Origin of the sequence: Pseudooceanicola marinus, assembly GCF_020177265.1 — a bacterium.
Taxonomy (GTDB): Bacteria; Pseudomonadota; Alphaproteobacteria; order Rhodobacterales; family Rhodobacteraceae; genus Pseudooceanicola; species Pseudooceanicola marinus_A.
In genome coordinates this window covers 10979-34400 of the sequence record NZ_JAIVMC010000016.1, presented here as the reverse complement: position 1 = coordinate 34400, position 23422 = coordinate 10979, and the positions used below count along the sequence as shown (strand labels likewise).

The following is a 23422-nucleotide window of genomic DNA, read 5'->3' as shown; positions in this document are numbered from 1 at the left end:
TTACTCCGGGATGACGGCGGTGGCTTCGATCTCGACCAGCCAGTCGGGGCGGGCCAGGGCGGTGACGACCAGACCGGTGGACACGGGGTGCACGCCCTTGATGTATTCGCCCATCACCCGATAGACGGCCTCGCGGTTGCGCACGTCGGTCAGGAAGACCTGAACGCGGCAGACGTGTTCCATGCCGCCGCCGCATTCTTCCATCAGCTGCTTGATGTTCTGCATGACCTTGTGGGTCTGTTCGACCGGGTCATGGCTTTCGATGTTCTTGGCGTCGTCCAGGTTCTGCGGGCACTGGCCGCGCAGGAAGACCATCTTGCCCTGCGCCACGACGGCCTGGCACAGGTCGTTGTCGAGGTTCTGCTCGGGGTAGGTTTCCTTGGTGTTGAACTTGCGGATGCGGGTATGAGCCATCTTGGCCTCCGGTACGGGTAAAGGGCAGGGCGCGGGGCGCGCATCGCTGCCGGGGAAAACGCGTCGCGGCTTCAGCCGGACAGGGTGTCGTGCACCGCGCGCCCGGCGCAAAGCGTCAGGGCCACGGAACAGGCGTCGGGGCGGGACATCAGGGCGCGCGGGTCCCCGTCCAGCAGGATCAGGTCGGCGGCCAGCCCCGGTTCCAGGCGGCCAAGCTGCGCCTCCCGGTGGTCGGCGCGGGCGCCGCCGGCGGTATAGGCCGAAAAGACATCCGTAAGCGACAGGCGCTGATCCGGCACGTCCTCGGCCCAGGTGCGGCGGGTCAGGGCGGCATGGATCGCCACCATGGGCGACAGTGGCGAAACGGGCCAGTCGGTGCCGAAGGCCAGCCCCACGCCGGCCGATTTCAGCCGCGCCCAGGGGAAGGTGTCGCGCCAGCGGTTGCGTCCCATGATCGAGATCGTGGGTTCCAGAGGCAGCCCCGCCGATCCCGGCGGATGCACCGGCTGCATCGAGGCGATGATGCCCAGATCGGCGATCCGGGCGACCTCTGCGGGGTGCACCATGTCCAGGTGTTCAATCCGGTGGCGCGCGTCCAGCCGGCCGTTGGCCTTCGCCGCCGCCTCGTAGCCATCGACCACAGCGCGCACCGCGCCGTCGCCGACGCAATGGGTGGCGATCTGCAGACCGGCCGCATCGGCGCGGATGCAGATCTCGGCAAAGCGCTCCGGGGCGAACAGCGGTTCGCCGCGGAAGCCCGGGCGGTCGGGGTAATCATCGGTGCGCAGCGCGGTCCAGGTGTCGAAGACGCCATCCATGAACATCTTCACCCGCCCGAAGGACAGCTTGCCCACGGGCGCGCGCCCGGCCGCCTCCAGCAGGGCGGCGACGCGGGCGTCATCCTGGCCCGGCGCGATGGTCATCGGCAGCGACACGCGGATCGGCAGCAGGTCCGCCTGCGCCAGTTCGGTGAAAAGCTCCGCCTGATAGAGGTTGCCGTCCATGTTGACGGCCAGGGTGATGCCATGGGCCGCGCAGGTCTTCAGCGCATCGAGGATCGCGGCCTTGTCGGCGGCACGCGCGGCCTCGGTCACAGCCCCGGGTTCATGCCCGCCGATACCGAGGTTCTCGCGCCCGCCGTTCAGGTCCAGCGCATAGACCGGATCCATCGCGCCGTTCTCGCGCAGCTCGCCATTCGGCAGGCCATCCGCGCCCAGCACCACCTCGGCGCCCGGCAGATCGGGGACCGCATCCATGAAACCGCAGGCGCGCAGGGCGGCGGTGTTGGCCCAACCCGCGTGCAGGTCAGTGGAGACGATGAACAGCGGCTGATCGGGCAGGATCGCGTCGAGGATATGGCGGTCGGGCCGGCGGCCCTCGCCTACAAGGTCATAGTTGGCCGCATAGCCGCAGATCAGCGGCAGGTCGGCGCGGGGTGCGGCCCAGGCCGTGACCTCGGCGGCCAGGGTCGCCTCGTCATGGACATGGGCCAGGTTCAGCCGGTTCAGGGCAACCCCGCCGGAAAAGATATGCAGGTGGCTTTCCACGAAAGCGGCCCCCAGCCAACGGCCCCCGGCGTCGATGACCCGGGCGGCCTCGGCCATGCCGCCGTTGACGCGGGCGATCTTGCCATCGCGCAGGGCGACGGAAACCGGCGCGCCATCGGCAATGCGGCGGGCGTTGGTGATCAGCAGGTCATCCAAGGGGAGGGGACTTTCGGAAAGAGCGGCTTTCGGGGAAAGCCCGCCCGGGGAGACCCCCGGGCGGACAGTGGTGCGATTACTGCAGCAGGTCAGTCCAGACGCGGGTCACCAGATCCTGCGCGGCGGGCGAGCAGGCCTGGGCGAAGACCACGGGCACCGTCGGGAACAGCTCGGGCGCGTTCTCGGGGGTGTAGAGGCTTTCCTCTTCGTTGATCTCGACCGGCACGGAGTGCGCGTAGTAGTTGGCCTGGGCGGTGGCGTTGTCGACTTCGGACATGAAGTTGATGAAGGCCTTGGCCTCATCCACGTTCTCGGCACCGGCGGGCACGACGTAGCTGTCCAGCCAGCCGACGAGGCCTTCCTTGGGCATGGCGAACTCGATGTTGGCGCCGTCCAGACGGTTGCGCAGCACCTGACCGTCCCACCAGAAGTGCGCGGCAACTTCGCCGGACCCCAGACGGTTGGCGATGTTGTCGGAGGTGTAGGCCACGACGCCCGACTTCTGCGCGTCCAGCAGTTCGTAGACCTTGCGCATTTCCGAGGTCTCTTCGGTGCAGTACTCGACGCCAAGGTACAGCTGCGCGGCGGAGACAACCTCGTCCGGGTAGGACAGCATGGCGATCTTGCCGGCCAGTTCGGTCGGCTCGAACAGCACGGACCAGCTGTCGACGGGGCCGTCGTAGATGTCACGGTTCACGGCGAAACCGGCGGTGCCGTAGGCCATGGGGATGGAGTAGTCGTTCTCCGGGTCCCACCACTGGCCCTTCCACTCTTCGTCCAGCTGGTCGTAGGCGGACATCTCGTTGGCGTCGATGTCCATCAGCAGGCCTTCGTCGATCATGATCTTCACGAAGTGCTGCGAGGGGGTGATGACGTCGTAGCCCGAGGAGCCGGCCTGCAGGCGGGTCAGGGCGTCCTCGTTGGAGGAGTAGCTGTCGACGGTAACTTCGATGCCGGTCTCTTCGGTGAACTTCTCGATCAGTTCGGGCGAGATCGATTCCGACCAGGCGTAGATGTTGACCTGGCCTTCGGCCATCGCGGTGCCGGCCATGGGCAGCATCATCGCCGTTGCCAGCAGGGATTTCTTCAGAGTGGTCATGGGAGTTTCTCCTTGTTGAACGCCCCCGCGCGTCTTGTGGTTGTTGGAAGGTCCGGGGGCGGGACCGGTGGTAAAGGGGTCAGCCGTCGCGCCGCATGGCCCGGGCGTTGAGGATCAGCACGATGGTGGCCAGGATCAGCGACACCAGGATCAGCAGGGTCGAGATCGCGTTCAGTTCGGGCGTGGTGCCCTGGCGGATCAGGCTGAAGATGTAGATCGGCAGCGTGGTGCCCCCGCCCGAGTTCAGCATGTTCGAGGTGATGAAATCGTCCATCGAGATCACGAAGGCGGTCATCGCCCCGGCGAAGACGCCGGGCATGATCATCGGCAGGGTCACCCGGCGGAACACGGTCAGCGGCGGCGCGTAGAGGTCGCGCGCGGCCTCCTCGACGTCCAGCGACATGCCCTGCAGGCGGGCCCGGATCGGCATGAAGGCGAAGGGCGTGCAGAAGGCCACGTGGGCCAGCACCAGGCGGAACATGCCGCTGTTCAGACCGACCTGGCTGAACAGGATCAGCACGGCCACGGCCAGCACGATTTCGGGCAGCAGCAGCGGCAGGTTCACCACGGTTTCCGACACGCGGCGCATCTTCAGCCCCGGTGCGCGGGTAATCACCAGCGCGGCCAGCAGCGCGATCGTCGTGGCGAAGATCATAGAGAACAGCGCCACGATCAGCGACACCCGGACCGAGGACATCAGGGCGTCGTTCTGCAAGGCGCTGACGTACCACTTGGTCGAGAAGCCCTCCCAGACCGACACCAGCCGGTTGGAGTTGAAGGAGTAGAAGATGACGACGCCGATCGGCAGGTAGAGCCAGGCGAAGAAGACCAGCGAGAGGGTGCGCAGCCCGGGATAGCTGCGGATGTCGCGTTGCTTTCTCATGCGCTTGCCTCCATCTGGCGGGCGGCCCGGCGGGCGTTCACGATCAGCACCAGCACCACGATGGTCAGCAGGACCATGGCGATGGCCGCCCCGAAGGGCCAGTCGCGCGAGCCGCCGAACTGGTTCTGGATCAGGGTGCCCATCATCAGCTGGCGCCCGCCGCCCAGAAGCATCGGTTCCAGCACCGCGCCCAGGCTGGGCACGAAGACCAGGATAGACCCGCCGATCAGCCCCGGCGCCGACAGCGGGATGATGACCCGGCGCAGCGCGGTCCAGCGGCTGCCGTAAAGGTCGTGGCTGGCCTCGATCAGCGCCGGGTCCAGTTTCTCGACCGCGGCGTAGACGGGCAGGATCATCAGCGGGATATGGCTGTAGACCATGCCGACCAGCATCGCGCCCCAAGTGAACAGGAAACCCTGGCCATCGGCACCGCCGAAGAAGACGTAGATGCGTTCGGCCAGGCCGTCATTGCCCAGGATGATCAGCCAGGAATAGACCCGCACGATCATCGACACCCAGAAGGGCAGGGTGACCAGGTAGACCAGGATCAGCTTCATCCGCGCCGATTGCAGCGAGATCCAGTAGGCCAGCGGCAGCGACAGGATCAGCGAAATCAGCGTCACCCCCGTGGCATAGGCCAGGGTCCGCCCGATGATGATCAGGTACTTGGGATCGAACTCCAGCTCGTCGGTCCAGCCCAGGGTGAACAGGATCTGGCGATAGGCGGTCAGGTCGAAGCCCCAGTCGAAGCCCCCATAGGCGCCCCGTTCGGATACGGAGACGGCGGCGACGATGAAGACGGGGATGATCAGCGTGAGCACCATCAGCGCCCAGGCCGGGAACAGCCCCCAGAAACGGAACGCCTTGCTCATTGCCCCAGGATCCTCGCGTTGGCCGGCTGGAAGCCGAGGGTGACGGTATCGCCCACCTCGATCCGGTCGGCGCGGGCCTGGGCGTTGCGGCGCGACACGCGCAGGGAAACGCCGCCGGCCTCGACGGTGTAATGGGTGAAGCCGCCCATGTAGTTGCGCGACACGACCGTGCCTTCGCGCGTCTCGCCCTCGGCCTGGGCCTCCAGCCCGATCTTCTCGGGGCGGATCGACAGCACGGCCGGGCCCGGCGCCGTCACGCCGCTTTGGGTGGTGGTCACGTCGATGCCAAGGGCGGTGTGGATCGTGGCGGTATCGCCGTCCAGCGCCGTGACCTCACCGTCGAGGAAGTTGGTCTCGCCGATGAAATCGGCCACGAAACGGTTTTCCGGCGCCTCGTAAATCTCGTCCGGGGCGCCGATCTGCTGCACCCGGCCGTTGCCCATGACCGCGATGCGGTCGGACATATCCAGCGCCTCTTCCTGGTCGTGGGTGACGAAGACGAAGGTGATGCCGGTCTCGCGCTGCAGGCGGCGCAGCTCGTCGCGCATCGACTGGCGCAGTTTCAGGTCCAGCGCCGACAGCGGTTCGTCCAGCAACAGCACCTCGGGTTTCGGCGCCAGCGCCCGGGCCAGGGCGATCCGCTGCTTCTGCCCACCCGACAGCTGGTCGGGCTTGCGGCGCGCGAACTGCGCCATGTGGACCATCTCCAGCATCTCGTCGACGCGGCTCTTGATGTCACCCTTGGCCCAGCCCAGGTTTTCCAGCCCGAAGGCCACGTTCTGCGCCAGGGTCATATGCGGGAACAGGGCGTAGTTCTGGAACACCGTGTTGATCTTGCGCCGGTGCGCCGGGCTGTCGCTGATCGTCTTGCCGTTCAGCAGGATGTCGCCCTGGGTCGGCGTCTCGAAGCCCGCGATCATGCGCAGAAGGGTCGTCTTGCCACAGCCCGAGGGCCCCAGAAGGGTGAAGAACTCGTTCTGCTGGATCTTGAAATCGACGTGGTCCAGCGCGGTGAAATCACCGAACTGCTTGGACACCCCGGCGATCTCGATCGCGGATTGGCGGCTCATTGTGTCGTCCCTTCCCTTCACGCCCCGGGGGGCAAAGTCGCGCGTCTTGGCCGCTGCCCGGGGCGGGCAGGGCCGGGGTCCGGCTGCTCTCAGGCGGCTTCGGACAGGATCATGCGGGCGCAGCGTTCGCCGATGACCATGGTGGGGGCGTTGGTGTTGCCCCCGATGAGTTTCGGCATCACCGAGGCATCGGCCACGCGCAGCCCCGCGACGCCGTTGACCTTCAGCGAGGCCGGATCGCAGACCGCCATGGCATCGGTGCCCATCTTGCAGGTGCCGACGGGGTGGAAGACGGTCAGGGCCTGCTCGCGCATGGCCTGGGCGATGTCCTCGTCGCTCTGCACGTCCTCGCCGGGCAGCATCTCGGTGCCGCGAATGCCGTCGAAGGTGCTGTCGGCCAGGATGGTGCGGGCGGTCTTGATGCCCTCGACCAGCACCGCCAGGTCCTCCGGCTCGGTCAGGAAGCGGGGGTCGATTTCCAGCTGGCCATCCTTGCCCAGGCGGATCTCGCCCACCGACTTGGGCCGCAGCACGCAGGTGTGGATGGCGTAGCCGTGGCCGTATTCGACCACGCGCCCACGGTGGCTGCGGTAGCCGGGAACGAAGTGGAACTGGATGTCGGGGTTTTCATTGGCGAACTTGGTGCGGGCAAAGCCGCCGGCCTCGACGTAGTTCGTGGCGAACATGCCCTTGCGGTTTGCCAGGAACTTGAACGGGGCGGCGATCATCGACGGCAGGTTCAGCACCGACAGACCAAGCGTCTTGGTCGATTTCGACCGCACGGTGATCATCCCGTCCACGTGGTCCTGCAGGTTCTGGCCGACGCCGGGCAGGTCGCATTTCACCTCGACGCCCGCGGCCTTCAGCATCTCCGCCGGGCCCACGCCGGAGCGCATCAGCAGCTCGGGCGAGTTGATGGCGCCGGCCGACAGGACGACCTCTTTCGCCACCTTCAGGGTCTTCGGCCCCTCGGGGGTGACCACCTCGACCCCGGTGACCTTGCCGTCCTCGATGACCAGTTTGCGGGTCTCGGTGCCGGACAGCACGGTCAGGTTGGGGCGGTCCATCACCGGCTTCAGGAAGGCGCGGAAGGAGGACCAGCGCATGCCGTCGTGCTGGGTCACGTTGTAGATGCCCAGGCCCTCTTGGCGGGCGTTCATATCCGTGGTCTCTTCCAGGTTATGGGCGCGACCGGCCTTGATGAACATGCGGCTGACGGGGTTCGGATCGCGGTGGCGATCGACGTAAAGCTCCCCGCCCGTGCCGTGCAGCTCGGGGTCCTGGCCCAGCTGGTTGTTCTCCAGGTCCTTGAAGACCGGCAGCATGTCCTTCCAGCCCCAGTTCGGGCAGCCCAGCTCGGCCCATTCGTCGTAGTCACGCGGCAGGCCGCGGATATAGAGCATCGAGTTGATCGCCGAGGAGCCACCGAGCGCCTTGCCGCGGTTCATCGGGATGCGGCGGCCGTTCATCGCCGGCTGCGGCACGGACATGAAGCTGTAGTCGTATTGCGGATCGTTGTAGAGCGACAGGATCCCTGCCGGCACGCGCACGCGGGGCGAGCTGTCCTTGCCGCCGGCCTCGACGATGCAGACGCGGTTCGCCGGGTCCTTCGACAGGCGGTTGGCCAGGACGCAGCCGGCGGATCCGGCGCCAATGACGATGTAGTCGAAAGTGTCGTTTTCCATGCGATCCCCGCGTTCAAGTGCCCCGTCTTGGTGGCACCGGCGCCCGCCAAGAACCCATTCAAAAAATTCAAGCCACTGCTTAGGCAAGCCCTAAGCCTATACATTTCAGAAGGTTAGGCGCAGATACCGATTTCACCCCTAGGGCATTGCCCATAAAACAGGCAGGAAGCCTGCTGTCTGCGCGGTAGAAAGAGTGTTTTCTCAGCGAAACCCGGGGGCAAGCTGACGCCAGTGCGCAGCATCCTTCCGTTTTTCCGAAGCCGGGCAAACCCCTGTCCATGCGGGCGAATCCCCCGTCAGGGCGGACAAAAAACCCCCGGACGCGGGGACGTCCGGGGGTGGGGTCGTTCCGCGCCTCGGGGCGGGGCGCGGAGCGGGGATTTGGGCCCGTGACCAGACCTGACGTCAGGCCGGGCTTACTCGGCCGCGGCGGCCGGGGCCGCCGTGTCTTCGGGGCCCTGGTACTCGGCGTACTTGTGCTGGGTGGCGATATGGTCGGCGATGTATTTCGCATCGTGCCAGACGCCCCAGATGAAGGTCGAGCCACGGCGCGACAGCCAGGGCAGACCGACGAAGTAGACACCCTGTTCCGGCGACACGCCGCGCTGCTGCACGGGGCGGCCGGCCTCGTCGAAGGCGTCGACCTTCAGCCAGGGGTAATCCTGCTTGAACCCGGTGGCCCAGAGCACGGTGGTGATGCCGGCCTCGGCCAGGTCGACCTCGCGCAGCGGGTTGGTCATGCAGTCGGGGTCGGGCAGCAGCTCGCGCGCTTCCGGCTCCTCGGGCAGGTCCAGACCGTTGCGTTCGATATAGGCATCGGCCGCGTCCAGGATCGAGAAATAGTCGGCGTCACCGGCGCGGATGTTGTCGGCCAGATCAGCGGCGAAGGACAGCTTGCCGTCCTCGTAGGCGCCGGTCATGCCGACCAGCTTCATGCCCTTGGCCGCCAGTTCGCGGAAGTCGATGGTCTTGCCGCCATGGGCGCCCGACACGGAAATGGTGACGTGTTCCTTGCCCGGCTCCATCGCCGCGGCATCCCAAAGGCCCAGCACGCCCAGCCACCAGACGAAATCGCGGCCGCGATAGCTGCGCGGGGGGCGGTCATGCGGGCCGACCGACAGGTAGACCTCGCGCCCCGAATCCAGCAGCTCCTCGGCGATCTGCACACCGGACGAGCCCGCGCCCACGACCAGCACCGCGCCCTCGGGCAGCTGGCCCGGGTTGCGATAGGCGCTGGAATGCATCTGCGTCACGGGCGCATCCTCGGGGACGATCTTCGGGTAGACGGGCACCTGGAAGGGGCCGGTGGCGGCCACGACGCTGTTGGCCTCATAGGTGCCTTCCGAGGTCTCCACGATGAAGCCCGGCGCACCGTCCTTCTTGGTGACCGAGGTGACCTCGACCCCTTCGTGGATCGGCGCGTTCAGCATCTTCGCGTAATCGACGAAGTAATCCGCGACCTCTTCCTTCGGCACGAAGGCGTCGGGGTCGGATTTGAATTCCATGTTGGGGAAACGGTCGTGCCAGGCGGGGCCGTTGGCCACCAGCGAATCCCAGCGTTCCGAGCGCCAGCGTTCCGCGATGCGGGCCCGTTCCAGCACGACGTGCGAAATGCCCAGCTTGCCCAGATGTTCGCTCATGGCGACGCCGGCCTGTCCTCCGCCCACGACCAACGTTTCGATCTTCGTCGCCATTTCCTGTTACCTCATGTCCTGTAAATGCGTTTTCCCGCTGCGGGGATGAGGCCGAAGGTAGGGGATGGCGCGCAGGGCCAAAAACATGAATTTCAAAACCCTTGCTTGGGAAACGGCTAATCAACCGGCGTACGCTGCGTTCAGATTCACATAATCTTTCTTAGCGGATAGTTATCAGCGCAAGAGGCGCGCCATCAATTTCAATGGCTTAACCTGAAACCCGGATGCAAAACGGGACGGCGCAGTCACCTGCCCGTCCCGTTCATTACGTCCTGCCTAACCGGCCCGGCGCGGCCCACGGGCACGATCCGGCCCGTGGGCGCCTGCCATTTGCTCAGTCCTTGAGCGCGGTCCAGCGGCCGTCGTCCGCATCCGAGGCCAGGCAGGCCTCGATGAAGCGCAGGCCCTGCACCCCTTCCTCGACGCCGGGCAGCCCCTCGGGCAGCGCGCCGGCCTCAATGGCGTCGGCCGCATCGGCGTAGATCGAGGCGAAGGCCTCCAGATAGCCCTCGGGGTGGCCGCCGGGCACGCGCGCCTGGCCCTCGAATCCGGGGCCGCCGCGGGTCAGGATCTGCGGCGCCTCGCCGAGACGGGTGAAGCGCAGCTCCTCCGCGCGGTCGTGGCACCAGTCGACGGTGGCCTTTTCCCCGATCACCCGCAGGCGCAGGTCGTTGTCGTGGCCCGGCGCCACCTGGCTGGCCCAGAGCATCCCGCGCACCCCCGCGCCGAGGCGCATCATCACATGGATATTGTCATCCACGACGCGGCCTTCGACGAAGGTGTGCATTTCGGCGGCCACCTGTTCGATCGGCAGGCCCGAGACGAAGCGCGCCAGATGCGCCGCATGGGTGCCGATGTCACCGATGGCCCCGGTGCCTGCCTGTTTCGGATCGGCGCGCCAGTCGGCCTGCTTGCCGCTGACCGGCTCCGCCAGCCAGTCCTGCACATATTCCACCTGCGCCATGCGCAGCTTGCCCAGGGCGCCCTCGGCCACCAGCCGCCGCGCCTCGCGCAGCATCGGGTAGCCCGCATAGGTATGGGTCAGGATGAACAGCGCATCGGATTTCGCCGCGATCTCGCGCAGCTCCAGCGCCTCCTCCAGGGTGGCGGTCATCGGCTTGTCGCAGATGACGTGAATGCCCGCCTCCAGGAAGGCCTTGGCGGGGCCGAAATGCACGTGGTTCGGGGTGACGATGGCCACCGCCTTGATGCCATCGGGGCGCGCGGCCTCGGCCCGGGCCATCTCGGCCCAATCGGTATAGCTGCGCTCGATCCCCAGTTCGGCGGCGCTGGCCGCCGCGCGCTCAGGATCCGACGACAGCGCGCCGGCGACCAGGTTGAAGCGGCCATCCAGCCGCGCGGCGATACGGTGCACGCCGCCGATGAAGGCGCCCTGCCCGCCGCCGACCATGCCCAGTGCGATCTGTTTCATGCGTCCAGCCCCAGAAGTTTGTTCAGTGTTGCCGTGTCCGTCGCCCCGCCCGCGAAATCGTCGAAGGCCACCGGCGTCGGTTCGATGATGTGGCGCGCGACGAAGGGCGCGCCCTCTGCCGCGCCCTGCGCCGGCGATTTCAGGCAGCATTCCCATTCCAGCACCGCCCAGCCCTGATACCCGTACTGGGTCAGCTTGCCGAAGATGCCGGCGAAATCGACCTGCCCGTCGCCCAGGCTGCGGAAGCGCCCGGCGCGGTCCGTCCAGCCGTTGAACCCGGAATAGACGCCCTGGCGGCCATCGCAGTTCAGCTCGGCATCCTTGACGTGAAAGGCGCTGATCCGGTCGTGGTAAAGGTCGATGAACTGGAGGTAATCCAGTCCCTGCAGAACGAAATGCGACGGGTCGTAGGCGATCGTCGCCCGTTTGTGCCCGTCCAGCGCCGCGACGAAGCGTTCAAAGCTGGCGCCGTCCATCAGGTCCTCGCCGGGGTGCAGTTCAAAGGCGTAATCGACGCCCAGATCCTCGTGCGCGTCCAGGATCGGCCGCCAGCGGCGCACCAGCTCGGCGAAGCCTTCCTCGATCAACCCCTGGGGCCGTTGCGGCCAGGGGTAAAGGAAGGGCCAGCACAGGGCGCCGGAAAACCCGACCTGCACGTCGAGGCCCAGGTTGCGCGACGCCTTGGCGCCCTTGATGACCTCGCCCGCGGCCCAGTCGGCCTGCTCGCGGGGCTTGCCGCGCAGCGCCTCGGGGGCGAAGGCATCGAACTGCGGGGCGTAGGTGGGATGCACCGCCACCAGCTGCCCCTGCATGTGGGTCGACAGCTCGGTGATCTCCACGCCCTTGTCGGCGCAGACACCGCGAAGATCGTCGCAGTAATCCTTCGAGGTGGCGGCCAGGTCCAGGTCGATCAGCTTCGGGTCGCAGGGGACCTGTACCCCCTTGTAGCCCAGATCCGCGGCCCATCCGGCCAGCCCCTCCAGCGTGTCGAAGGGGGCCTCGTCGCCCAGGAACTGCGCCAGGAAGATCGCCGGGCCCTTGATCGGTTTCTGTGTCATCAACTCACCTCTGGCCCCTGCGGGCGCTGCTGGATCGGTCGCGCGGACCGGCCCCGGGGGGCCGTCACGCCATCGCGCGAGGTATAGACATATGCCTGCGCGCCCGAAAGGCACGCGCCCTTAGGTTTTATCGAACCGGCGGTCAGGCGCACTCTATCTGCGCGGCGTCGCGGGGTCGTCTTCCACCAGGTAGAACCGGGTCGACCGGCCGCCCCCCTCGCCCCGGCGCAGCACGCCGCGCCGTTCCAGGTCGGCCAGGTCGCGGGTGGCCGTGGCGGGCGAGACGCGGGCGATCTTGCCCCAGGGGCCGGCGCTGATGCCCTGGGCCAGCCGTGCCTCGCCTTCCGCGAAAAGCCGCCGCAGGACCTGATCCGCCCGGGGAGGAAGATCGCCGTGCCGGGTAAAGAACCTATTGCGCCGCAGCAGGAAACGCGCCTCCGCCTCCGCCGCATCGACCCCCGCCAGCAGCCGGTCCAGCAGCCAGCAGACAAAGGGCGTGGCGTCGATCGCCGCGCCCGTCACCCGCCGCCCGGCCTGCAGCGCGGCGTAATAGCCGCGCTTGTCGGCCTCGATCTGCCGCGACAGCGAAAAGGGCAGCGCCCCGCCGGGATCGCTGGCGAAGACATGCTCGATGATCGCCCGCCCGATGCGCCCGTTGCCATCGGCGAAGGGGTGGATGGATTCGAACCACAGATGCGCCAGGGCGGCGCGGATCGGCACCGGGTGGGGCGCCTCGGCCAGCCAGCCCAGGAACCGCGCCATCTCTGCCGCCAGCCGGTCAGGTGGGGGTGCGGTGTAAAGGACATCCTCGCGCCGCCCCGTGGGGCCGCGCACGATCTCCATCGGGAAGCTGCGCCATTGGCCGCGCTCCTCCGCCTCGGTGCCGTGAAACAGCAGGGCGTGCCAATGGTGCAGCCGGTCGGCGGTCAGCGGCCCCTCGCCCGCGCGCGCCTCCAGCATCAGGTCTGCAATGGCATCGGTGCGTTTCACCGGCCCCGCCGCCCGGTCGCGATGCGCCAGCGAGGCGACGACGGAGGCCTCGATCTCCTCCGCCTGCAGCGGCACGCCCTCGATCGCGAAGGAGGCCAGCGCCTCGCCGGTCACCGCGCGCAGGAAGGCCGCCTGCCGATCCTCCGCCGACAGCCCTGCCTGCATTCCCTGCATCGCGCCAAGGCGCGCCGCGACCTGCGCCAGCCGGGCCTCTGTGGCGGCCGGATCGTGCCGGAAGTGCGGCCAGGCGGGGGTGTTCCAGATCTCCATGAGGGGAATATGGGGGTTATTCCACTCATAAGCAAACAGTTACTGATGGGAATAATACGTCACAATCCCCTCACCGCGGGCAGACGACAAACGGGGCGGACCCTCTGGCCCGCCCCGTAAAGGCTCTGAAGGGGGGAGCAATCGCGTCAGAACTTGTGCATCTTCAGCCCGATCACCTTCTCCACGATCACCACCACGGTGATCGTCGCCACGATGGACAGGGTGGACACGGCCGCGGCCTCGGGGGTGTAGTTGGTCTTCAGGTAGTCGAACAGCTGGATCGGCAGGGTCGCCGTGCCGATGGATTTCAGCAGCAGCGAGATGGTGAAGATGTCGAAGCTGATGACGAAGCTGAACAGCGCCCCCCCGATCATCCCCGGCTTGATCAGCGGCAGCATGATGCGGCGGAACCGGGTGAAGGGCCGCGCGCCCAGGGACCGGGCCGCCATGGACCAGTCGGTGTCATAGGCCTCCAGCGAGGCCGAGACATTCATGAAGACAAAGGGCAGCGTCATCAGCACGTGGCCGACCAGCAGGCCGAACATCGTCGTGGTGCCGATGCCGATGTCGTAGAGGAAGAACAGCAGGGCGATGGCCGTCAGGATTTCCGGCAGCAGCAGCGGCGACAGGGCGGCGACGCGCACGGCCTCCTTGTAGCGCCCGGCGAAGTTCACGTAGTGGATCGCCGCCATGGTGCCGATGATCACCGAAAAGAAGGTGGCGACGGCGGCAATCCAAAGCGAGGTGCCGATGGCGCGCAGGAAGACCTCGTTCTCGAAGAAGGTGAAGTACCAGCGCAGCGACAGGCCCTGCGGCGGGAAGGTCAGGAATTCGCCGGCGTTGAAGGACGCGCCCACGACCACGAAGATCGGTGCCAGCAGGAAGGCGTAGACCGCCAGGCAGTAGATGTTGAGGACATTGCGGCCCATGGTCATTTCCACTTCATGCGTGTCAGGCGGGCGAAGATCAGAACCGAGCCGCCGCCCAGCACCGACAGGGTCAGCGCCAGCGCGGCACCGAAGGGCCACTGGAAGGTGTCGATCATCGCATCGACGACCGTCACGGCGGTGGTTTTCACCCGCAGGCCGCCGATCAGGGCAGGCGTCACGTAGGACGACAGCGCCAGCACGAAGACCAGGATACAGCCCGACTGGATCCCCGGCATGGCCAGCGGCAGCAGCACGCGGCGGATCACCGTCGGGCGTTTCGCGCCGAGGGACCGCGCGGCGGAACCGACCGAGGGGTCGATGCCCTGCACCGCCGACATGATCGGCAGGATCATGAAGGGCAGGAACACGTGGGTCAGCGCGATGACGATGCCCAGGGTGTTGTACATCAGCGGCAGCGGCCCATCGATCCAGCCCCACTCCCGCAGGGTCCGGTTGATGACGCCGTTGTTGCCCAGAAGGATCGTCCAGCCGTAGGACCGGATGACGATCCCCACCAGAAGCGGCGACAGCACGATGCCGTAGAACAGCCCGCGCAGCTTCAGGTCCGGGCGCGCCAGCTGAAACGCCACCGGCAGGCCGATCACCAGCGTCGCCAGTGTCGTGACCGCGCCGATCAGCATCGTGTTCAGCGCCTGTTTCACATAGAACCAGTCGCCCAGGATGCGGGTGAAGTTGGCGATGGTGTAGCCCTCGCCATAGGGTGTGCCCTGCCCCGGTTCGCGGAAGGCCGAGATGAAGACGCTGACGTAGGGGATCGCCAGGAAGACGACCAGCAGGACCCCGGCGGGCAGCAGCAGCAGGAAGGTCTTGCGCTGCGACATCTCAATACTCCCGTTCCAGCTGACGGAAGCGCGCCAGGTCCACCGACAGGCTGACCGCATCGCCCGTGGCGAAGGGATGGCGCGGGATCGTCTTCACCTCCATCGCCGTGCCGTCGGCAAAGCGCAGGGTATAGTCCACGATGGCGCCGGAATATTGCACCCGCTCGATGGTCGCGGGGGTGCCGGGGGCGCCTGCGGGGGCGATGTCGATGGCCTCGGGGCGCAGGGCCAGGGTCACGGTTTCGCCCACGCCCGGCGCGGTGACCGGCACGGGACCGAAGGGGGTGGCGGCATGGCCGGGCGTCGCGGGATCCATGGGCGCCTCGATCAGGTTCACCTGGCCGACGAAGCCCGCGACCTTGGCGGTCTTCGGGGTCTCGTAGATCTCGCGGGGCGCGCCGGCCTGGGCAATATGGCCGTCGAACATCACCACCACCAGATCCGACATGGTCATGGCCTCGGCCTGGTCATGGGTGACGTAGACGGTGGTGATGCCGACCCGTTTCTGCAAATCGCGGATGAAGACGCGCATTTCCTCGCGCAGCTTGGCGTCGAGGTTGGCCAGCGGCTCGTCCAGCAGAAGGATGCGCGGCTCGATCGTCAGGGCGCGGCCGATGGCGACCCGCTGCTGCTGCCCGCCGGACAGCTGCGCAGGGTACCGATCCGCCAGGTGATCCAGCTGCACCATCTCCAGCGTGGCCTGCACGCGGCGCTTGATCTCCGCCTTCGAGACCTTCCGCATCTCCAGCCCGAAGGCCAGGTTCTGCTGCACCGTCATATGGGGAAACAGCGCGTAGTTCTGGAACACCATGCCGATGTCGCGATCCTCGGCAGGCACCCGGCCCACGTCCTCGCCGTCAAAGGCGATCTCGCCGCTGGTCACGTCCTCGAACCCGGCCAGCATCTTCAGGGTCGTGGTCTTGCCACAGCCCGAGGGGCCAAGCAGCGAAACGAACTGCCCCGAGGGAATGTCGAGCGTGATGGAATCCACCGCCGGTTTGCCGCCCGAGTAGATCTTGGTGAGCCGGTTCAACCTGACTTCGGTCATGATATGCGCGTTCCTGTCGTGCCTAAGTGCCGAGGCAGGGCCGCTCGGGCCCTGCCTCCTGTCATGCGAAAGGGGGCGGGTCAGCCGACCTCGCGGGCCCAGCGTTCGGACAGGTCGTTCTGGTTCTCGTTCACGAATTCCCAGTCCCACTGCAGGATCGCCGCCATGTCCTCGCCGGAGATCGGCACCTGTTCCTTCAGCTCGTCGGGCACGATGACCTTCGAGTTGGTGGGCGAGGTGAAGAACTGGCGCATCAGCATCTCCTGGATCTCGGGGGAGATCAGGAAGTTGGCATAGGCATAGGCCAGGTCCTTGTTCGGCGCATTGGCCAGGATGTTCAGGGTCTGGTCAAAGGCGATCACGCCTTCTTCGGGCACCACGTAATCGACGGGCAGGCCCTGGCCCTTCAGGCGGACGATTTCGGCGAAATCGAAGGGCGCGATGGCGATCTCGCCCGAGGCCATGGCGGTGGACAGGTTGAAATCGACCTGGATCACCTGGCCCAGATCGGCCAGCGCGGCAAAGCCCGCGTCGACGTCATACTGGTCTTCGCCGAAGATCTTCGAGGCCAGCAGCAGCTCCATCTTGCCGGCGGAGTTGGCGAAGTTGTAGAGGCCGATCAGCCCCTTGTAATCGTCCTTCCACAGGTCCTTCCAGGCGCTCGGCGCGGGCACCATGTCGGTGCGGAAACCGATGCCGATCGGGGAATAGGTGCCAACCGCACCATAGCCGCCGGCGGTCTGCGCGATCGGATACAGATCGGCGTAGTTCGGCATCTTCTCCAGGTCCAGCTCTTCGAAGAAGCCTTCCTTGCGCAGGGACTGGGCGAAGACCTCGTTGGTCATCACGATGGAATAGGGCGGCTCCTCGGCGCCGGCGGCACGCAGGTTGGCGCCGAAGACGCGGCCGTTGCCCACGTCCAGCGTCACGTTGGCGCCGGTCATCTCGGTGAAGGCGGGGGCGATGTTCTCGCGCCAGAACTGTTCCCAGACGCCGCCGAGGGTCGGCACCACCAGGGTTTCGCTGTTCTGGGCATAGGCGTAGCGGGGCATGAAGGCGCTGAGGCCAAGGGCGCCCATGCCGCCAAGGGTTTGACGTCGTGTCAGGGTCATGTGTGTCTTCCTCTGTTGAACTGTCGCTGTGGACGGAAACGGCCCGGATCTTGCTGCCCGGTGCCGGAAATGGAGCGCCCCCGGAAGGGGAGAGGGGACACCCCGAAGCGACCCCCGGGGAGGGGCCGCGAAACGGGCTCAGCCGCCGAAGGCCTGGCTGGTCTTCAGCGCGATGTAATCGGCAAAGCTGATCGGTTCGTACTTGGCGCCATCCTTGGCGAAGGGCGGCAGGCATTCGATCATCGTCTCGGCCGCGGGGTTCAGGAAGAACGGGATCGACTGGCGCCGCGCCGTGCCGTGGAAGCCCGACGGCGGGTTGGCCACGCGGTGCGGGGTGCTGACCCATTCGTCGTTCGACCAGCGCATGAAGGCGTCACCGATGTTGACCACATAGGCGCCCTCGATGTTGGGCGCGTCCAGCCAGACGCCATCGCGGCGCTGCACCTGCAGACCGCCCGCGCTGGCCTCGGACCGCAGGATGGTCATGAAGCCGTAATCGGTATGTTCGCCCGCGCGCAGCTGGCCGTCCTCGGGCGGCTCGCTCTGTTCGGGGTAGTTGATGACGCGCAGGGCCGAGAGGTGGTTCTCGAAATCCTTCTCGAAGAAATCGGGCGCCAGGCCGATGGCGGTGCAGAAGATGCCGCGCAGGTGACGCGCCAGCGTCTCCATCTCGACGAAATAGTCGCGGAACGCCGCCTCCAGCCCTGCGGGGCGGTCGGGCCAGGTGTCGCCGGCCAGGCGCGGGCCGAAGTTCAGGCTTTCCTTCAGGTCGCCCGGGGTCTTCATCCCCAGGGTGCCCGCCAGGGCCTCTTCCTTCATCGGGGCGAAGGCCACGCCGCCTTCGACGTCCTTGCCGCGCCCCACGCCGACCTTCCAGTCCTGCGGTTCATCGAAGAACGCATAGGCCAGGTCGTACAGGCGCTTGGTCGCCGCCGGGTCGACCCCGTGGCCGGTGACCAGGAAAAAGCCGCTTTCGGTGGCGGCGGTGCGGATCTTCTCGACCACCGCGCCCGCGCCGGGGCCGCCGCTGATGAACTCGGAAATATCGACAACCGGGATCAGGTCGATCGTGTCGGTAGCCATGGCAAACCTCCTTGTCGTGCCGGGCGCCTCCGCCATGCGGGACGCCTCTGTCGCGCCGCGGAGCCCTTGTGAAATCAGGCTTCCGCTGCGTCATAAAACAACTGTTGACGACCAAAACACTTGTTGTCTACAGAAATAACAACGTCCCCGAGGAAAAATCGCCATGGATGACCTTTCGCCTCTCGAAGCGGCGATCCTGACGCACATCACCCAGAACCCCTTCGCCGGCCAGCAGGAGCTGGCGGACCAGATGTCGATCGCCCGGTCGACGGTGGCCGCCCATATCGTCTCGCTGACCCGCAAGGGCTACATCCTGGGGCGCGGCTACGTCCTGCCGGCGGCCAAGCGGGTGGTCTGTCTCGGCGGCGCCGTCTTCGACCGGAAGTTCCAGGCCAGCCAGCCCCTTGTGCGCGGCACCTCGAACCCGGCCACGGGGTTTCATTCCTACGGCGGGGTGGCGCGTAACGTGCTGGAAAACCTCGCCCTTCTGGGGCATGACACCAGCTTCGTCTCGGTGGTCGGCGACGATCAGACCGGGCGCACCCTGCTGGGCCACCTGCGCGACCGGGGCGTCGATGTCTCCCAGGTGGCCCTGTCGCGCCACCGCTCCACCGCCGAATACTGCGCGATCCTGTCGCCCGACGGGGACCTCGACCTGGGCATCGCCGACATGGACATCTTCGAGGAGCTGACCCCCGACCGGCTGGAGCGCGCCCGCGCCCATCTGACCAGCGCCACCCTGCTGTTTTCCGACTGCAACCCGCCGATGGAGACGATCCGCACCCTGATCGAACGCTCTCGCGGGGCGCGCTACACCCTGGCGATCGACCCGGTCTCGACCCACAAGGCACAGCGCCTGCCCGCCGATCTGACCGGCGTCGGGCTGCTGTTCATGAACCTGGACGAGGCCAGCGCCTATCTTTCGGGCAGTTTCCCGGCCGATTCCACCGGCGCGGCCGAGGCCGCTCAGGCCCTGCGCGCACGCGGCGTCAGCGGCGTGGTGGTCAGCACCGGCACCCAGGGGCTGGTGGTGGCCGACGACAGCGGCGTCACCCATGTGCCCGCCATCCCCTCCCACCCGGTCGAGGTGACGGGGGCGGGCGATGCGATGATCGCCGGCACCCTGCATGCCACCCTCGCCGGGCAGCCCCTGGCCGAGGCCGCCCGCACCGGCGCCCTTCTGGCCGCGCTGACCGTGGAAACCGCCACCACCGTGCGCGCCGACCTCAGCGCCGCCTTCCTCGACCAGCAGCACCACCGTTTGCCGCAGGGCACCGCCCTGTCCTCCTCCTCCTCCCTAGATCCCGGAGTATCCGCCTAGATGACCCCCGACATGCTGACCCTCACCCCCGAGGTCGCCGACGCGCTCGCCAAGGGCGCCCCCGTCGTTGCCCTGGAATCCACCATCATCACCCACGGCATGCCCTACCCCGCCAATCTCGAAACCGCCCTGGCGGTCGAGGGCGAGATCCGCGCCCGTGGCGCCATCCCGGCGACGATTGCCGTGGTGAAGGGCGAGATCAAGATCGGCCTGACCGAGGCAGAGCTGGACGCGCTCGCCCAGGACACCGACTGCGTGAAGGCCTCGGGCCGCGATCTGGCCGTGGCCATGGTGCGCAAGGCCTCCGCCGGCACCACGGTGTCCGCCACCATGCGCCTGGCCGCGCTCGCCGGCATCCGCGTCTTCGCCACCGGCGGCGTCGGCGGCGTGCACCGTGGCGCCGAGCACAGCTGGGACGTCTCCGCCGACCTGACCGAATTGGGCGCCACCCCCGTCACCGTGGTCTGCGCGGGGGTGAAGTCGATCCTCGACATCCCCAAGACGCTGGAAGTGCTGGAAACCAACCGCGTGCCGGTGATCGCCTACGGCACCGACGCCTTCCCCGCCTTCTTCGCCCGCGAAAGCGGCTACCCCGCCGATCACCGTCTGGACAGCGCCACCGACCTGGCCGCCGCCATCGACGCCCATGACAGCCTGGGCACCGGCACCGGCGTCCTGGTCGCCAACCCGGTCCCCGAGGCAGACGCGCTGGCGCCTGCCGAGATCGACGGCATCATCGACGAGGCCATCGCCGCCGCCGACGCCCAGGGCGTGACCCGCAAGGAACTGACCCCCTTCCTGCTGGCCCGCATCGTCGAGAAAAGCGAAGGCCGTAGCCTGAAGGCCAATATCTCGCTGGTGCGCAACAACGCGCGCCTGGCCGCCGACATCGCGGTGGCCATGTCCGCCAAGTGATCCGGACCGGGCGGCGGGGCACCCTGCCGCCCGTTTCGTTCAGGGCCCTCCCCGGCCCCAATAGAACCAGGCCCCCGGGCCACCCGACAGGAGCTTTCCCATGAGTTACGAAACGATCCTCTACACCAAGGATCCCGACGACAAGTTCGCCACCATCACGCTGAACCGGCCCGACAAGCTGAACGCGATGAACAAGGACTGCATCCGCGAGATCGACGCCGCCCTGGCCGAGGCCGTCGAGGATCCTGACGTGAACGCCCTGATCATCACCGGCGCGGGCCGGGCGTTCAGCTCGGGCTATGACCTTCAGGGCGGTGATTTCGTCGTCGATTTCGACTTCTGGGTCGAGGACATGACCGAGAACGCCACCGCGCTTCTGAACATCTGGAAGGCCCCGATCCCCGTGATCGCCGCCGTCAACGGCTACTGCCTCGCCGGCGCGCTGGAGCTGATGATGTCCTGCGACCTGGCCATCGCCGCCGACAACGCCAAGTTCGGCGAACCCGAAGTGCGCCACAACTCCGGCCCGCCCGCGCTGATGATGCCCTGGCTGCTGCACACCCGCGACGTGCGTTACCTCATGTTCACCGGCGACATCATCGACGCCGAGGAGGCCGACAAGATGCGCCTCGTGAACAAGGTGGTGCCGGCGGACGAACTGACCCTGCGCGCCGAAAATCTGGCCCGCAAGATGGCCCGGATGCCCACGCCCGCGCTGAAATACACCAAGAAGTCGATCAACAACCAGCAGATGGTGGCCGGTCTTCAGGCGTCGTTTGATTACAACATCACCTCCATCGCCGGTCTGCACGTCACCGACGAGGGCGAGGAATGGATGCGCAAGCTCGCCAAGATGACGCTGAAGGAATACCTCGAATATCGCGACGGGCCCTTCCGTGGCCTCGACTGAGCCCCGAGCCGGGGCGCTTAACGCCCTCTTCGCCCCCGCCACCATCGCGGTGGTGGGCGCGTCAGAGCGGGAGGGCAATTCCGCCGGCTACGTGATGAAGAACCTCGCCCGCTTCGGCTTTGCGGGCCGGGTGATCCCGGTGCACCCCAAGGCGGAGTCGGTCTTCGGTCTGACGGCCTTTCCATCGCTCTCCGCGCTCGACACCCGCCCCGACTGCGTGGTGATCGGGCTGCGCGCCGAACTGGTCCCCGACACGCTCGACGAAGCAGGCCGCATGGGCGCCCGCGCTGCCGTCATCCTGGCCTCGGGCTTCGGTGAAACCGGCCCCGAGGGGGCCGCGCTTGAGGCGCAGGTGGCCGAGATCGCACGCCGACATGGCATGGCCGTCTGCGGCCCGAACTGCCTCGGCCTCGTGGCCTGCGACAGCGGCGCCGCGCTCTACTCCTCGACCATCTCGCCCGACCTGCCACGCGGGCGCACCGCGCTGATCTCCGCCTCCGGCGCCTCGGCCATTGCCCTGGCGCATTCGGGGCAGATCGGACTGGCCGCGCTGGTCTCGGCCGGCAACTCTGCCGTCACCGGGCTGGCCGATTACGTCGCCCATTTCGCCACTGACCCCGGCGTCGACACCATCGCGATGGTGATCGAGGACATGGGCGACCCCGACGCCCTCGCTGCCGCGATGGAGCAGGTGCACGCCGGCGGCAAGACCGCCGTCGCCCTGCGCGTCGGCCGGTCCGCCGCCGGTCAACGGGCCACCGCCGCCCATACCGGCGCCCTGGCCGGGACCGAGGACGCGGCGCGGGCCTTCTGCGCCCGGGTGGGCCTGCTGGACATGCCCGACATGGACAGTTTCCTGGCCGCCCTGCAACTGGCGCAGGCCTATCCTGCGCCCCCTGCCCTGCCCCGCGCCGCCGTGCTGGGCGTCTCCGGCGGCGGCGTCGCCCATGTGGCCGACATCGCCGCCGAGGCGGGCCTGCCCCTGGCCGACCTGTCAGAGGCCTCCGTCACCGCCCTGCGCGACCTGCTGCCCGGCTTCGCCACGCCGCAGAACCCGCTGGACGTGACCGGCGCACCCTTTGGCGATCCGTCGCTTTATACGAAGGTGCTGGACATCCTCGACGCCGACCCGGGCGTCGGCGTGGTGCTGGCTGCCCAGGATGCACCGCCCGCCATGGCCCCCGACATGGCCGCCGAATACCACGGCATCGCCGGGGCCGTCGCCGCCTATTCCGGGCAAACGCCCGTCATGGCGCTCGCCAACCTCTCGGCGGGTCTGCATGACACCGTGGCCACGGCCTACGGCGCCGCCGCCCGCCTGCAAGGCACCCGGCCCGCGCTCACGGCGACGGCCCAATGGGCCACCACGCCGCGCGCGGTCACCTGGCGCGCGCCGAACGGCACCGCCCCCCTGCCCGCCTCGCTCAGCGAATCCGAGGCCCGCGCCCTGATGGCCCCCCTCGGCCTGCCCGGCCCCTCGGAACAGCTGGTCACCAGCGCCGAAGCGGCGGCAGAGGCCGTCTCCGCCCTGCCCGGCCTCGCGGTGCTGAAAATCGCCTCCCCCGATATCTCCCACAAGACCGAAGCCGGGGGCGTGGCGCTCTCGGTCGCCACCGAACAGGCGGCGGACGTCTTCGACCGCATCATGACCTCCGCCCGCGCCTATGCGCCCGAGGCGCGGCTCGACGGGGTATTGGTGCAGGAAATGGTGGGCGAAGGCGTCGACGCCATGCTGGGCCTCGTCGACAGCCCGCCCTTTGGGCCGGGCCTTGTGGTGGGCCTGGGCGGAACCCTGGTGGAACTGCTGGACGATGCGGCGTTTGAGCTCCTTCCGCTGACGCGCGACAGCGCCGCGGCACTCCTGAAGCGCACCCGTCTGGACGCGCTTCTGGACGGCTATCGCGGGGCGCCGCCCTGCGATCGTGCGGCGCTGATCCGTGCCATGGTGGCGCTGTCCGACTGGGGCTGCGCCCATGCCGACGCTTTGGAGGCCGTGGACCTGAACCCGGTCCGCGCCCTGCCGCTGAACCAGGGCGGGGGCCTGCGCCTGCTCGATGCGCTGATCCTGACGAAAAAGAGCGCGCCGGACTGA

Annotated in this window: 20 protein-coding genes; 4 read left to right on the top strand and 16 right to left on the bottom strand. The window is 67.6% G+C overall.

Features of this window, described 5'->3' with window-relative positions; all coding sequences use genetic code 11:
• From LC066_RS20105 to LC066_RS20030, 16 genes are all read right to left on the bottom strand, one after another.
• The gene (locus LC066_RS20105; protein ID WP_222481334.1) at positions 1-414 is read right to left on the bottom strand and encodes a RidA family protein; all 414 of its coding nucleotides are present in this window, start codon (positions 412-414) and stop codon (positions 1-3) included.
• A 71-nt stretch (positions 415-485) separates the two neighbouring features.
• A complete protein-coding gene (locus LC066_RS20100) occupies positions 486-2117 on the bottom strand; it encodes an amidohydrolase (protein WP_224902973.1) in 1632 nt (543 codons plus the stop codon).
• Positions 2118-2193: 76 nt separating this feature from the next.
• A complete protein-coding gene (locus LC066_RS20095) occupies positions 2194-3216 on the bottom strand; it encodes an extracellular solute-binding protein (RefSeq protein ID WP_222481329.1) in 1023 nt (340 codons plus the stop codon).
• Between the two features lie 79 nt (positions 3217-3295).
• On the bottom strand, positions 3296-4099 hold the full coding sequence (locus tag LC066_RS20090) for an ABC transporter permease (RefSeq protein ID WP_222481327.1): 804 nt from the start codon (positions 4097-4099) through the stop codon (positions 3296-3298).
• Complete coding sequence (locus tag LC066_RS20085) at positions 4096-4971, bottom strand: ABC transporter permease (RefSeq protein WP_224902971.1); 876 nt, start codon at positions 4969-4971, stop codon at positions 4096-4098. The genes LC066_RS20090 and LC066_RS20085 overlap by 4 nt, the downstream gene beginning before the upstream one ends.
• Positions 4968-6041, bottom strand: a complete 1074-nt coding sequence (locus tag LC066_RS20080; protein ID WP_224902968.1) for an ABC transporter ATP-binding protein — start codon at positions 6039-6041, stop codon at positions 4968-4970. The genes LC066_RS20085 and LC066_RS20080 overlap by 4 nt, the downstream gene beginning before the upstream one ends.
• A gap of 89 nt (positions 6042-6130) precedes the next feature.
• Complete coding sequence (locus LC066_RS20075) at positions 6131-7726, bottom strand: GMC family oxidoreductase (RefSeq protein WP_224902965.1); 1596 nt, start codon at positions 7724-7726, stop codon at positions 6131-6133.
• A 416-nt stretch (positions 7727-8142) separates the two neighbouring features.
• Positions 8143-9420: a flavin-containing monooxygenase gene (locus tag LC066_RS20070; protein ID WP_224902962.1), complete on the bottom strand. Its 1278-nt coding sequence runs from the start codon at positions 9418-9420 to the stop codon at positions 8143-8145.
• Between the two features lie 334 nt (positions 9421-9754).
• On the bottom strand, positions 9755-10852 hold the full coding sequence (locus LC066_RS20065) for a Gfo/Idh/MocA family protein (protein WP_224902959.1): 1098 nt from the start codon (positions 10850-10852) through the stop codon (positions 9755-9757).
• Positions 10849-11910 carry a sugar phosphate isomerase/epimerase family protein gene (locus LC066_RS20060; protein ID WP_224902954.1) on the bottom strand — a complete coding sequence of 354 codons (1062 nt, stop codon included), beginning with the start codon at positions 11908-11910 and terminating at the stop codon, positions 10849-10851. The genes LC066_RS20065 and LC066_RS20060 overlap by 4 nt, the downstream gene beginning before the upstream one ends.
• A gap of 153 nt (positions 11911-12063) precedes the next feature.
• Positions 12064-13170, bottom strand: a complete 1107-nt coding sequence (locus LC066_RS20055; protein WP_224902951.1) for a Fic family protein — start codon at positions 13168-13170, stop codon at positions 12064-12066.
• 146 nt (positions 13171-13316) lie between these two features.
• Positions 13317-14105 (bottom strand): ABC transporter permease, encoded by a 789-nt coding sequence (locus LC066_RS20050; protein WP_222481311.1) that lies wholly within the window; start codon positions 14103-14105, stop codon positions 13317-13319.
• A complete protein-coding gene (locus tag LC066_RS20045) occupies positions 14102-14941 on the bottom strand; it encodes an ABC transporter permease (protein WP_222481309.1) in 840 nt (279 codons plus the stop codon). Before LC066_RS20045 ends, LC066_RS20050 begins: the two co-directional genes overlap by 4 nt.
• Position 14942: 1 nt before the next feature.
• Positions 14943-15989, bottom strand: a complete 1047-nt coding sequence (locus LC066_RS20040; RefSeq protein WP_224902948.1) for an ABC transporter ATP-binding protein — start codon at positions 15987-15989, stop codon at positions 14943-14945.
• A gap of 80 nt (positions 15990-16069) precedes the next feature.
• Entirely contained in the window at positions 16070-17101 is a 1032-nt protein-coding gene (locus tag LC066_RS20035) for an ABC transporter substrate-binding protein (protein WP_224902945.1), read from the bottom strand.
• A gap of 138 nt (positions 17102-17239) precedes the next feature.
• Positions 17240-18184, bottom strand: coding sequence for an isopenicillin N synthase family dioxygenase (locus LC066_RS20030; protein WP_224902942.1), 945 nt, complete (start codon positions 18182-18184; stop codon positions 17240-17242).
• A gap of 163 nt (positions 18185-18347) precedes the next feature.
• On the opposite strand from LC066_RS20030, the gene LC066_RS20025 reads away from it, so the two are divergent.
• From LC066_RS20025 to LC066_RS20010, 4 genes are all read left to right on the top strand, one after another.
• The gene (locus LC066_RS20025; RefSeq protein ID WP_224902939.1) at positions 18348-19505 is read left to right on the top strand and encodes a carbohydrate kinase; all 1158 of its coding nucleotides are present in this window, start codon (positions 18348-18350) and stop codon (positions 19503-19505) included.
• A 12-nt stretch (positions 19506-19517) separates the two neighbouring features.
• Positions 19518-20420 carry a pseudouridine-5'-phosphate glycosidase gene (locus LC066_RS20020; RefSeq protein ID WP_224902936.1) on the top strand — a complete coding sequence of 301 codons (903 nt, stop codon included), beginning with the start codon at positions 19518-19520 and terminating at the stop codon, positions 20418-20420.
• A 100-nt stretch (positions 20421-20520) separates the two neighbouring features.
• On the top strand, positions 20521-21330 hold the full coding sequence (locus tag LC066_RS20015; protein WP_222481298.1) for an enoyl-CoA hydratase/isomerase family protein: 810 nt from the start codon (positions 20521-20523) through the stop codon (positions 21328-21330).
• A complete protein-coding gene (locus tag LC066_RS20010; protein WP_224902933.1) occupies positions 21317-23422 on the top strand; it encodes an acetate--CoA ligase family protein in 2106 nt (701 codons plus the stop codon). The genes LC066_RS20015 and LC066_RS20010 overlap by 14 nt, the downstream gene beginning before the upstream one ends.